The 12,247-nt window shown below is 66.8% G+C and carries 10 protein-coding genes and 1 pseudogene; 9 read left to right on the forward strand and 2 right to left on the reverse strand.

The annotated features are described in order from the left end of the window. The 5 genes and pseudogenes from V7082_RS10775 to V7082_RS10795 all read left to right on the forward strand — a co-directional run. Nucleotides 1-1,093, forward strand: a 1,093-nt coding sequence (locus tag V7082_RS10775) for an aspartate aminotransferase family protein (RefSeq protein WP_334148379.1), incomplete at its 5' end; no start/stop codon positions are given. A 247-nt stretch (nucleotides 1,094-1,340) separates the two neighbouring features. Beyond that, nucleotides 1,341-2,663 carry an aspartate aminotransferase family protein gene (locus tag V7082_RS10780; RefSeq protein WP_334148381.1) on the forward strand — a complete coding sequence of 441 codons (1,323 nt, stop codon included), beginning with the start codon at nucleotides 1,341-1,343 and terminating at the stop codon, nucleotides 2,661-2,663. Between the two features lie 13 nt (nucleotides 2,664-2,676). Continuing rightward, nucleotides 2,677-4,173, forward strand: a pseudogene (locus tag V7082_RS10785) (CoA-acylating methylmalonate-semialdehyde dehydrogenase). 5 nt (nucleotides 4,174-4,178) lie between these two features. Then, nucleotides 4,179-4,865 (forward strand): GNAT family N-acetyltransferase, encoded by a 687-nt coding sequence (locus tag V7082_RS10790; RefSeq protein WP_334148383.1) that lies wholly within the window; start codon nucleotides 4,179-4,181, stop codon nucleotides 4,863-4,865. A gap of 92 nt (nucleotides 4,866-4,957) precedes the next feature. Further along, nucleotides 4,958-5,788 (forward strand): lytic murein transglycosylase, encoded by an 831-nt coding sequence (locus tag V7082_RS10795; RefSeq protein WP_334148384.1) that lies wholly within the window; start codon nucleotides 4,958-4,960, stop codon nucleotides 5,786-5,788. A gap of 24 nt (nucleotides 5,789-5,812) precedes the next feature. Here V7082_RS10795 and V7082_RS10800 read toward each other — a convergent pair whose 3' ends face one another. Both V7082_RS10800 and V7082_RS10805 read right to left on the reverse strand, forming a co-directional pair. Next, on the reverse strand, nucleotides 5,813-7,525 hold the full coding sequence (locus V7082_RS10800) for an NADPH-dependent assimilatory sulfite reductase hemoprotein subunit (RefSeq protein WP_334148385.1): 1,713 nt from the start codon (nucleotides 7,523-7,525) through the stop codon (nucleotides 5,813-5,815). A 56-nt stretch (nucleotides 7,526-7,581) separates the two neighbouring features. Further along, on the reverse strand, nucleotides 7,582-9,372 hold the full coding sequence (locus tag V7082_RS10805; RefSeq protein WP_334148388.1) for a diflavin oxidoreductase: 1,791 nt from the start codon (nucleotides 9,370-9,372) through the stop codon (nucleotides 7,582-7,584). A 581-nt stretch (nucleotides 9,373-9,953) separates the two neighbouring features. Here V7082_RS10805 and pqqA point away from each other — a divergent pair. The 4 genes from pqqA to pqqD all read left to right on the forward strand — a co-directional run bounded on the left by pqqA (nucleotide 9,954) and on the right by pqqD (nucleotide 12,236). Further along, nucleotides 9,954-10,043 carry a pyrroloquinoline quinone precursor peptide PqqA gene (gene pqqA / locus V7082_RS10810; RefSeq protein ID WP_020086280.1) on the forward strand — a complete coding sequence of 30 codons (90 nt, stop codon included), beginning with the start codon at nucleotides 9,954-9,956 and terminating at the stop codon, nucleotides 10,041-10,043. Between the two features lie 186 nt (nucleotides 10,044-10,229). Beyond that, nucleotides 10,230-11,162, forward strand: coding sequence for a pyrroloquinoline quinone biosynthesis protein PqqB (pqqB, locus tag V7082_RS10815; RefSeq protein ID WP_334148393.1), 933 nt, complete (start codon nucleotides 10,230-10,232; stop codon nucleotides 11,160-11,162). Next, on the forward strand, nucleotides 11,159-11,926 hold the full coding sequence (gene pqqC, locus V7082_RS10820) for a pyrroloquinoline-quinone synthase PqqC (protein WP_334148395.1): 768 nt from the start codon (nucleotides 11,159-11,161) through the stop codon (nucleotides 11,924-11,926). Before pqqB ends, pqqC begins: the two co-directional genes overlap by 4 nt. Next, nucleotides 11,919-12,236: a pyrroloquinoline quinone biosynthesis peptide chaperone PqqD gene (gene pqqD / locus V7082_RS10825; protein WP_334148397.1), complete on the forward strand. Its 318-nt coding sequence runs from the start codon at nucleotides 11,919-11,921 to the stop codon at nucleotides 12,234-12,236. The genes pqqC and pqqD overlap by 8 nt, the downstream gene beginning before the upstream one ends. The last annotated feature ends 11 nt before the right edge of the window (nucleotides 12,237-12,247 follow it).

The following is a 12,247-nucleotide window of genomic DNA, read 5'->3' on the forward strand; positions in this document are numbered from 1 at the left end:
GCAGCTCGAGGACTTCAGCCACGTCTGCTTCCAGGTGACGCCGCACGAGAACTACGTCTCGCTGGCCGAGCGCCTCAACGCCATCGCGCCGGTCTCGGGTCCCGCCAAGACCATGCTCGCCTCCACCGGCGCCGAGGCGGTCGAGAACGCGGTCAAGGTCGCGCGCGCGTTCAGCGGCCGGCCCGGCATCGTCTCGTTCTCGGGCGGCTTCCATGGCCGCACGCACATGGGCATGGCGCTGACCGGAAAGGCCGTGCCCTACAAGAAGGGCTTCGGCCCCTTCCCGTCCGACATCTACAACGTCGCCTTCCCGAACCTCTACCACGGCACGTCCGCCGCCGAGAGCATCAAGGCCCTCAACGCCCTCTTCAAGCACCAGGCCGACCCCTCGAGCATCGCCGGCATCATCATCGAGCCGGTGCAGGGCGAAGGCGGCTTCAACATCGCGCCGGCCGACTTCATGCAGGCGCTCCGCGCGCTCTGCGACGCGCACGGCATCCTTCTCATCGCCGACGAGATCCAGACCGGGTTCGCCCGCACCGGAAAGATGTTCGCGCTCGAGCACATGGGTGTGACGGCGGATGTCGTGACGCTCGCCAAGGGATTAGCCGGCGGCTTTCCGCTGTCGGCCATCGTCGGGCGCGCCGAGGTCATGGACGCGGCCGCACCGGGCGGCCTCGGCGGCACCTACGCCGGAAATCCCGTCGCCTGCGCGGCCGCCCACACCGTGCTCGACATCATCGCCGAGGAGAACCTCTGCGCGCGCGCCGACGCCATCGGCGAGATCATCCGGAGCCGCTGCCGGGAGCTGGCCTCCCGCTCGAACCTCGCCTGCATCGGCGACGTGCGCGGCCTCGGCGCCATGTGCGCCGTCGAGTTCGTGAAGGACGTGACGAGCGGCGAGCCCGCGCCGGAGCTCACCGCGGAGGTCCTGAAGGCCGGCAACGCGCGCGGCCTGATCCTGCTCTCGTGCGGGACCTCCGGCAACGTCATCCGCTTCCTGCCGCCCTTGACCGCCAGCGACGAGATCGTCAAGGAAGGCATGGACCTCTTCGAGGCGAGCCTCACCGACGCCGTCGCCAAACTTCAATGACGGCTCGCAACATGAGAGGCTCTGAGACAGAATGAAAGCATCGCATTGCAACCCTCGACGTGTCTGGATCCTGGCAAGTCATGCGGAGCATGGCTTCGCCATGATGCCGGGATGACGTTGAAATCGGACAATCGGATCGCCACCAATAATTCGTCACTCCGGCGAAGGCCGGAGTCCAGACACGCCGCCGCAGCGCCGATCCGCGCACTTCGCGCAAAGATATGAAAGAGTCCACGAGAAACGCGCCATGACCGTGCAGCTCAAGACCAACGACCTCGAAGCGTTCTTCATGCCGTTCACGGCGAACCGGCAGTTCAAGACGGCGCCGCGCCTTTTGGCCGCCGCCAAGGATATGCACTACTTCACGCAGGACGGCCGCAAGGTGCTCGACGGCACGTCCGGCCTCTGGTGCGTCAACGCCGGACACTGCCGCCCACGGATCGTCGAAGCGATCCAGAAGCAGGCCGCCGAGCTCGACTTCGTCGGCACCTTCCAGATGGGGCACCCGAAGGCGTTCGAGGCCGCGTCCCGCCTCGTTAACGTAGCGCCGAAGGGCTTCGACCACGTCTTCTTCACCAACTCGGGCTCCGAATCGGTCGACAGCGCGCTCAAGATCGCGATCGCCTATCATCGCGCCAGGGGCAACGGATCGAAAGTCCGCCTCATCGGCCGCGAGCGCGGCTATCACGGCGTCAACTTTGGCGGCACGTCCGTCGGTGGCATCGGCAATAACAGGAAGCAGTTCGGCGCGCTCGTTTCGGGCGTCGACCACCTGCGCCATACGCACGACCTTGCGCGCAACGCCTTTTCGAAGGGCGAGCCCGAGCACGGCGCGGAGCTCGCCGACGACCTCGAGCGCCTCGTCGCGCTGCACGACGCCTCCACCATCGCCGCCGTCATCGTCGAGCCCGTCGCCTGCTCGACCGGCGTGCTGATCCCGCCCAAGGGCTATCTGAAACGTCTCGCTGCCATCGCCGCGAAACACGACATCCTGCTGATCTTCGACGAGGTGATCACGGGCTACGGCCGTCTCGGCACGCCGTTCGGCGCCGATTACTTCGATGTCTCGCCCGACATTATCACGACGGCGAAGGGCGTCACCAACGGCACCATCCCCATGGGCGCCGTGTTCGTGACCTCGCGCATCCACGACGCCTTCATGGCCGGCCCGGAGAACGTCATCGACCTCTTCCACGGCTACACGTACTCCGGCCATCCGATGGCGGCCGCCGCCTGCCTCGCGACGCTCGACACCTATCACGAGGAGCTGCTCCTCACGCGCGCCGCCAAGCTCGCCCCCTACTGGGAGGAGCGCCTCCACGCGCTCCGCGGGCTGCCGCACGTCATCGACATCCGCAACATCGGCCTCATCGGCGCCGTCGAGTTCGCGCCGAAGCCCGACGCGCCGAGCGCGCGCGCCTACGATCGCTTCGTCGAGTGCTTCGAGAGGGGCCTGCTCGTGCGCCAGACTGGCGATATCATCGCGCTCTCGCCGCCGCTCATCATCGGGGAGAGCCAGATCGATGAGCTCTTCGACATCTTCACCGCCGTCCTCCGGGACGCCGACTGAAAAGGCTTCCCCCATGCGCACCATCGAGAACGCCTACGGCGGCAAGACGATCACGTCGCGCTCCGAGCGCATGACCGACGTCACCAATCCCGCGACCGGCGAGGCGACCGCGCGCCTGCCGCTCTCGACCGTGGACGAGGTGAACGCGGCCGTCACCGCCGCGCAAGCCGCGTCCGTCACCTGGGGCACGACACCGCCCATGAAGCGCGTCGCGCCGATGTTCCGCTTCAAGGATCTCTTGCAGAAGAACGCCGACGCGATCGCGCGCGCCATCTCGTCCGAGCACGGCAAGACGCATCCCGACGCCCTCGGCGAGGTGCAGCGTGGCCTCGAGGTCGTCGATTTCGCTTGCGGCATCCCGCATCTCGTGAAGGGCGAGTACAGTCGCAACATCGGGCCCGACATCGATAGCTGGTCCGACCGCCAGCCGCTCGGCGTCGTCGCCGGGATCACGCCGTTCAACTTCCCGGCCATGGTGCCGATGTGGATGTTCCCGGTCGCCGTCGCCTGCGGCAACACCTTCGTGCTGAAGCCCTCCGAGCGCGATCCCTCGGCGCCTATGCTGATCTGGGAGCTGTTCCAGGAGGCCGGCTTCCCCGACGGCGTGCTCAACGTCGTGCACGGCGACAAGACCGCCGTCGACGCGCTGCTCGACCATCCCGACGTCCGCGCCGTGAGCTTCGTCGGCTCTACGCCGATCGCGGAATACGTCTATGCGCGCGGCGCCGCGGCGGGCAAGCGCGTGCAGGCGCTCGGCGGCGCCAAGAACCACATGATCGTCATGCCCGACGCCGACATGGACAAGGCCGTCGATGCGCTGATGGGCGCCGGCTACGGCTCGGCCGGCGAGCGCTGCATGGCGATCTCGGTCGCCGTTCCCGTGGGCAGGAAGACAGCCGACCAGCTCGTCGAGGCGCTGGCGCCGCGCGTGCGTGCGCTCAAGGTCGCGCCGGCCACCGATCCCTAGTCCGAGATGGGCCCCGTCGTGACGGCGGACGCCAAGCGCCGCATCACGGACCTGATCGGCCTTGGCGTCAAAGAGGGCGCCGAGCTGGTGGTGGACGGACGCGGCCTCGTGCTGCAGGGCTACGAGAACGGCTATTTTCTCGGCGGCACACTGTTCGACCGGGTGACGCGCGACATGACGATCTACAAGCAGGAGATCTTCGGGCCCGTGCTTTCTGTCGTCCGCACCGAGAGCTATGATGAAGCCGCCGACCTCGTGAACAGCCACGAGTACGGCAACGGCACCGCCATTTTCACGCGTGACGGCGACACGGCGCGCACCTTCGCCGACCGCATCGAGGTCGGCATGGTCGGCATCAACGTGCCGATCCCCGTTCCGGTGGCCTATCATTCCTTCGGCGGCTGGAAGCGCTCGCTGTTCGGCGACCACGCCATCTACGGCCCCGAGGGCGTGCGCTTCTATACCCGCATCAAGACCGTCACCGCTCGCTGGCCGACCGGCATCCGCTCGGGCGCCGAGTTCAACTTCACCGGCCGGAGCTGAAAGAGATGGTCGCAATCGCGGATCCGCGGGCTTGGGTTCCACGACCGCGCCCGGCGCGCAAACCACTCGACGGCCGCTACACGCGTCTGGAGCCGCTCGACGCCCAGCGCCACGGCGACGGCCTGTTCGAGATCTCGACCCGGCCCGATGCCGCCGAACGTTTCCGCTACCTGAAGGAAACGCCTCCCGAGAGCCGGGAGACCTTTCAGAAGTGGCTCGAGATGGCGCAGGCGAGCGAAGATCCTCTTTACTTCGCCGTCATCGTCAAGGCGTCGGGCAAGGCCGCCGGATGGCAGTCCTTTCTGCGCATCGAGCCATCGCATGGATGCATGGAGATCGGCCACATCCATTGGGGCCCGGCCGTCGCGCGTAAGCCGGCGGCGACGGAGGCGCACTATCTGTTCCTGCGGCACGCGTTCGAGGATCTCGGCTATCGCCGCTGGGAATGGAAGTGCAACGACCGCAACGCGGCTTCGAAACGTGCAGCGGAGCGGTTCGGATTCCAGCCGGAAGGCCTCTTCCGCCAGCATATGATCGTCAAGGGCGAGAGCCGCGATACGGCTTGGTATTCGATCATCGATAGCGAATGGCCGAACCTGAAGCGCGCTTACGAGGAGTGGCTCGATCCTGCGAATTTCGACGCCGCTGGCGCGCAGAGGCGCCGCCTGAAGGACATCATCGTCTCCCCGTAACAGCGCCGACCGGAGAAAGTGCCGCGCTTCGATGCCTTCCCGAATGCCGGAACGCCCGCTAACGTCCCGCAAAAGTCAGGGACCACGAAAATATGATTAACAGCGCCACGATCCGAGTGCTTGCGACGCTTGCGCTCGTGCTTCCCGTTACGCTTTCCACCGCCGCTCACGCCGCCTCGTGCGGCTCGTCCGGCGCCGGCTTCGGCCCGTGGCTCGCGAATTTCAAGAGGCAGGCCGCCGCCCAGGGCCTCTCGCAGCACGCCATCGGCGCCGGCCTCGACGGCATCACGTACGACGCGCGCATTGTCCGCCTCGACCGCAACCAGAAATCCTTCAAGCTCTCCTTCGAGCAGTTTTACGCCCGCCGCGTCGGCACGGCGCTGATCACCCGCGCGCGGGCCCGCCTGAAGACGCACCGGGCAACGCTCGATCGCGTCGAGCGCCAGTTCGGCGTGCCGCGCGAGATCGTCGTCGCCATCTGGGGCCTCGAGACCAACTTCGGTGCCGACACCAGCGGTAAGTTCTCGATCATCCGCTCGGTCGCGACCCTCGCCTACGACTGCCGCCGCTCGGCGTTCTTCACCGGCCAGCTCATGGACGCGCTGCGCATCATCGACAATGCGCACATGCGCCCGGAGGAGCTGCGCGGCGGCTGGGCCGGCGAGATCGGCCAGACACAGTTCCTGCCGACGCCCTACGTCCGCTTTGCCGTGGACTTCGACGGCGACGGCCGCAAGGACCTGATCCACAGCGTGCCAGACGTCCTCGCCTCCACCGCCAACTTCCTGAAGGGCCACGGCTGGAAGGCCGGCCAGTCGTGGGAGCCGGGCTCCACCAACTACGCCGTGATCAAGGACTGGAACCGCGCCGGGGTCTACCAGCGCACCATCGCCATCATGGCATCGAAGCTCGCCGGCCGCTGAGCGCGTATCGCCGCCCGCACAGGGTCAGACGAGTGTCACGTCGTCGTGGAAGGAGTTGCCGCCGCGTGTGGGCTTCACGACGCCGGCGCGGATAACGAAATCGCCGAAGTGCTCGCCCTCCTGGCGCTCCTTCGCGTAGCGGATCAGCAGCGGCTCGACGAGCTCGACGATGCGCGCCTTGCCGACATCCTGCGCGTAGAGCTTGTTCATCCGCGTGCCGTCGTGCGCCGCGCCGAGGTAGAGGTTGTAGAGGCCGGGCCCGCGGCCGACGAGGCCGATCTCGGCGAGGTAAGGACGGCCGCAGCCGTTGGGGCAGCCCGTCATGCGGATGACGATGTCGTCGTCGCGCAGGCCTGCCTTGTCGAGCGAACCCTCGAGCGCTGTGATGAGCTCCGGCAGGAAGCGCTCGCTCTCGGCCAGCGCAAGACCGCAGGTCGGCAGCGCAACGCAGGCGATCGAGTTGCGGCGCAGGCCCGACGTGGCGGCGACCTCGACGCCGTGCGTGTTCAGGACCGCCTCGATCTTCGCCTTCTGGCGCGCGGCCACGTTGGCGATGATGACGTTCTGGTTGCCGGTCAGCACGAAATCGACGCCGCCCGCATCGGCGATCTCGCGTAGCGCGGTACGCAACGCGCGCCCCGGCACGTCCTTGACGCGCCCGTTCTCGACGAACAGCGTCAGGTGCCATTTCTTGTCCGCGCCCTGGCGCCAGCCGATCTGATCGCCCATGGACGTGAAGTGGAACGGGCGGGCCTCCGTGAGCGGGCGCCCGAGCCGGCGCTCGACCTCGGCGCGGAAGGGCGCGAGCCCGCGGTCCTCGATGGTGTACTTCAGGCGCGCGCGGGCGCGGTTCTCGCGGTTGCCCCAGTCGCGCTGTACGGTGAGGATCGCCTCGGCGACCTCGATCACCTCATCGGTCGTGCAGAAGCCCATCACGTCGCCGGTGCGCGGGAAGGTGCGCGTCTCGCCGTGGGTCATGCCCATACCGCCGCCGACGGTGACGGTCCAGCCGGTGAGCTCGCCGTTCTCGACGACGGCGATGAAGCCGAGGTCATGGGCGAGCACGTCGACGTCGTTCACCGGCGGCACGGCGAACACGATCTTGAACTTACGCGGCAGGTAGAAGCGTCCGTAGATCGGCTCCTGGTCCTCATCGGCCGGGCGCGAAACATCCTTCACCTGCTCGCCGGCAAGCCAGATCTCGTGATAGGCGCCCGAGCGGGGAATGAAGTGATTGCTCGCGCGACGCGCCAGCTCGTAAGCGGTGCGGTGCGTCGACGAAAGATGGGGGTTGGCCGCCGCCATGACGCCGCGATTCACGTCGCCGCAGGCCGCACGGGTGTCGAACTCCGCCGCGTTGATGGCCTGCATCGTGCGCTTGAGGTTCGACTTGATCACCTCGTGGAACTGGAATGTGGCGCGCGTCGTGACGCGCAGCGAGCCGTTGGCGTAGGTGGTCGCCACGTCGTCGAGCTGGCGCCACTGGGACGACGTGACGAGACCGCCCGGAATGCGCAGGCGGATCATGAAGCTGAACGCCTTCTCGAGCTTCTTCTTGGTCCGCTCGCCGCGCACGTCGCGGTTGTCCTGCATGTAGGAGCCGTGGAACTTCAGGAGCTGGGTATCGTCCTCGGCGATGGCACCGGTCTCGACGTGCGTGAGGCCGTCGGCGATGGTGCCGCGCAGGTAGCGGCTCGCTTCCTTGAGGAACTCGTTTTTGGAGCGTTTGTCGGTCATTGGGTTTCCAGGCAGTGAGGCAGTGGGCGGCAGTCGTTCACTTACTGCCTCACTGCCTAATAAACATCGCGTTGATAGCGGCCGGCCTTGGTCAGCTCCTTGAGCCGGGCGCGGCCTGCCTCCTCGTCGCCTTTGGCGGCCTCGGCGAGGATCCTGACGAGCGTCGTATCGACGTCCTTGGCCATGCCCTTCTCGTCGCCGCACACGTAGACGTGGGCGCCGTCGTCGATCCACCGCAGGAGCTCCGCGCGCCGCTCCCAGAGCCGATGCTGGACGTAGATCTTCTCCGGCTGATCGCGCGAGAAGGCGACGTCGATGCGCGACAGCGTGCCGGAGGCCAGGTGATCCTGCCATTCGAGCTGATAGAGGAAGTCGTACGAGAAATTGCGCTCGCCGAAGAACAGCCAGCTCTTGCCCTTGTCTCCGGCCTCGGCGCGCTCCTCGATGAAGCCGCGATAGGGCGCAACGCCCGTGCCGGCGCCGATCATGACGATCGGGCGGTCGCCGTCGGCGGGCAGGCCGAAGTGCTTGTTGGGCTTGACGTAGATGCGGGCGTTGCCGCCCACCTTGCAGCGGTCGGCAAGAAAGGTCGAGGTGACGCCGTTGCGCGCGCGGCCGTGAGAGGTCCAGCGCACCGCCCCGACCAGGAGGTGGGCTTCGCCGGCATGGGCCTTGAGGCTCGAGGCGACGGAATAGAGCCGTCCCGGCAGCGGACGCAGCAGCTTCGTGAGCTGATCCGCGGAGAGCTTCTCCGGGAAGCTCTCGAAGAGATCGACCAACTGGCGGTCGGCCGCGAACGTCGCAAGCCCGCCGTCCTCCAGCAGGGCCGCGACATCCTTGCGGCCCGTGAGCTTGGCGTAGCCATCCACCGCCGGGCGCGAGAGTGTCGTAATGTCGAAGCTCGTGACGAGCTTCTGCTTCAAGGCATCGTCGCCGGCGAGGCCCACGGCCTTGAGCAGGTCCTCGGCGAGGGCGGGATCGTTCTCCGGATAGAGGCCGATGGCGTCGCCGGGCTTGTAGACGAAGCCCGGGTCGCCGACGGCGAACTCGGCGTGCCAGGTCTCGCGCGTCGAGCCGGTGCCGTTCAGGTTGATCAGCGCGGCGATCTCGGCCTCGATCGGGTTCTCGGCGGTGAAGCGCGGCTCGTCGTCGTCCTCGGCCGCAGGCGCGCCCTTGAAATCGACGTGCACGACCGTGTTGGCCGGCGCCGCATCGGCGGGCGCGAACACCTCCAGGGCCTTGTCGGTCCAGGCGGCGGCGGCCTTCTGGAAGTCGAGGTCGAGATCCTGGCGGTCGGCGGCGCGGGCGCCGCCCAGCGCCTCGATACGCGCGTCGATCAGGCGGCCAGTCTGGCAGAAATTGACGTAGGCCGTATCGCCGAGCGCGAGCACGGCAAAGCGCACGCCCTCGAAGCGCGGGGCGCCCTCGGCCATCAGGGCGGCGTAGAAATCGGCCGCGCGCTGCGGAGGGTCGCCCTCGCCCCAGGTCGAAATGTAGACGATGAGGTTCTTCGATTTGGCGACGGCGGCGAGATCCGCATCCGCCATATCCACGACCTTGGCATCATAGTTGAGCTTGGCGGCGAGCTTCTTGGCCTTGAGAGCCAGGGTCTCCGTGTTGCCGGACTCACTGCCGTAAAGAATGGTGAGCGGCTGGCGCGGACGCGCAGCCTGCTGCGGCGCGGCGGCGACGGCACCCTGCGTTCCCTGCGCCGCGTCGAGCCCGGCCAGGAACCCCGACAGCCAGCTCCGCTGCAGCGGGGTCGAGCGCTGAACGAGCTGGTTCAGCACATTGATGTCCTCGGCCGTAAACGGCGCATTCTTCGGCAAAAACGGCACCGCTGTCACCCCGCTCCTCTTCCATTGCCTCCGGGCCTGCCGCACGCGTGACCGTCCGGCGAAACGCCCTCCCGGCCCTCAATACGGCACCCTCGATACAGCACGCAACGCAGCCCGATCCTGATACAGGCCCGACATACACCAATGTAGAATGATATTCCATTACTTTAAGATCGATCCCCCTTAGATCGCAATATTGTTCCGATCATTATCGGAAAAATAGATATTCATTGCAAATGACACTTTAAAACGACCGTATTTGCGAGGCTTCGCGGGGCTTGACCCGCATCCCGTTTTCGCACCGCACCCAGCCGTCTCCGCCTGCCCATGCTCCCGGACCCTCGGGCGACCGGCCGCGAGGCCCTTCCGCGTCGCACCGCGCCTCGTCACACGAAGTCGTGACGCACTGTTACTTCTCTCGAAATGCCGAGTGTGGTTACCTCTTTCGCAAGGTCATCGCGCTTGACAAATTCGCATCGATCCGCTGATTGAAGCGGTCAAGACGAGAACTGACGATCTCAAAAGGGGACCCTCGGCGGGGCGCTCCTCACGGGATAGCAGCGTGTCGAACGCTTAGGAGGACTTACACCATGAAGACCTGGACCAAGCCCGCAGTCCGTGAGCAGGAAGTCGGCCTCGAGGTTACCTCGTATCTGCCGGCCGAGATCGACATCATCTAACCGATCCGCCTGCAACGCATTTGAGCAGTTTCTGACGCGGCGGTCGAGGCTTCGGCCGCCGTCGTTGTTTCCGGCCTCCGGCCATGGGACTTGTGGCCTACGGCCACTGAACCTACGGCCTCCGGCCAATGAACTGTGCGCGGCGCCGCTTTCGGCGAGGCTCGCCGCAAAAAAGCGAAAAGAGTCATGCTGATCAGGATCCTGGGGGCAGCTGCTGGCGGCGGCTTTCCGCAGTGGAACTGTAGTTGCCGCAACTGTGCGGACGTCAGAGCCGGCAAGCCCGGGTTCCGCGCCCGGACGCAATGCTCGCTCGCGGTCTCCGCGAACGGGTCCGACTGGGTGCTGCTCAACACGGCGCCGGATCTGCGCCAGCAGATCAATGAGACCCCCGAACTCGGTGCCCGGGCGGATGGCGGCCTGCGCAACAGCCCGGTCAAGGCTGCCGTGCTCACGGGCGGCGACGTCGATTTCATCGCCGGGCTGCTGAACCTGCGCGAGCTGCAGCCGTTCTCGGTCTACGGCTCGGCGCGCGTGCTCGCGACGCTTGCGGACAACTCCGTGTTCAACGTGCTCGACTCCTCCGTCGTGCCGCGCCGCGAGCTGCCGCTCGGGACGGCGACGCCGATCGAAGGTGGCGGCCGCGACACCGGGCTCGTCGTCGAAGCCTTCGCCGTGCCGGGGAAGATCGCGCTCTACCTCGAGAGCGGCGCCTCCTCCGACAACTACGGCAGCCGCGAGGGCGATGCGATCGGGCTCAAGGTCTCCGCGCCCGCCAGCGGAAAGAGCTTCTTCTACGTGCCGGGATGCGCCGTGGTCGATCCTGAGCTCGCGGCCCGGCTCAAGGGTGCGGCCCTCGTCTTCTTCGACGGCACGCTCTACACGGACGAGGAGATGATCCGCCAGGGGCTCATGCAGAAGACCGGCCAGCGCATGGGGCACATCTCCATCTCGGGGCCGGAGGGGTCCATCGACGCGCTCGCGCCGCTCGGCGTCAAGCGCAAGATCTACGTGCACATCAACAACTCGAACCCGGTGCTCGACGAGAATTCACCCGAGCGCCGCGCAACGGAAGCCGCCGGCTGGGAGGTCGGCCTCGACGGAATGGAGATCCGCCTATGAGCGAGCGCCGGACTGGGAGCGATGCGGGCGCCCTTTGGAGCCCGGACGAATTCGAGGCCGCCATCCGGGCCGTCGGCGCCGAGCGCTATCACGACAAGCATTCCTTCCATAAGCTCCTGCACGGCGGCAAGCTCAGCAAAGGGCAGGTCGCGGCGTGGGCGCTCAACCGCTACTGCTATCAGTCGGCCGTGCCGCGCAAGGACGCCGCCTTCGTCAGTCGCGTGTTCGACCGCCAGCTCCGCCGCGACTGGATCCACCGCGTGCTCGAGCACGACGGACATGGCGAGGACCCAGGCGGCATCGAGCGCTGGCTCGTGCTGACGGACGGCCTCGGCCTCGACCGCGCCTACGTGGAGAGCATGGAGGGGGCGCTTCCCGCGACGCGCTTCGCCGTCGAAGCCTATGTGCGCTTCGTGCGCGAGGAGCCGCTCGTCGTCGCCGTCGCCTCGTCGCTGACGGAGCTGTTCGCGCCCAAGATCCACAAGGAGCGGATCGCGGGCATGCTCGAGAACTACGACTTCATCGACGACACGGTAATGGCGTACTTCAAGAAGCGCCTCGTGCAGGCGCCGTTCGACGCGGACTACGCGCTGACCTACATCAAGACGCATGCGCAGACGCGCGCCGAGCAGGATGCCTGCGTCGCGGCCGTCCGCTTCAAGTGCAACGTGCTTTGGGCGCAGCTCGACGCGCTGTACCATGCGTATGTCGCGCCCGGCGCCATCCCGCCCGGCGCCTTCAACCCGGAGACGCTCAATGGCTGAGACGTCCGAGCCTCGCAGTGCACCCACCCGGCTGATCGTCGCCGGAGACACGGTGCTGGCACTGCCCAGGCACATCAAGCTTCGGCACGACGAGGGGCGCGGCCGCTGGATCATTCTGGCGCCGGAGCGTGTCTTCAACCCCGACGACACGGCGGTCGAGGTGCTCAAGCTCCTCGACGGACAACGTTCCGTGAACTCGGTCGCGGAAACCTTGTGTCAGCAGTACCAAGCCCCACTTGACGTTGTGACAACCGATATTTTGGCCATGCTCCAGGACCTTACCGACAAAGGCGTGCTGGTGAAGGCCTGAGCAGGACAGGA

It is taken from the genome of Hyphomicrobium sp. (assembly GCF_036833075.1).
Lineage (GTDB): Bacteria > Pseudomonadota > Alphaproteobacteria > Rhizobiales > Hyphomicrobiaceae > Hyphomicrobium_C.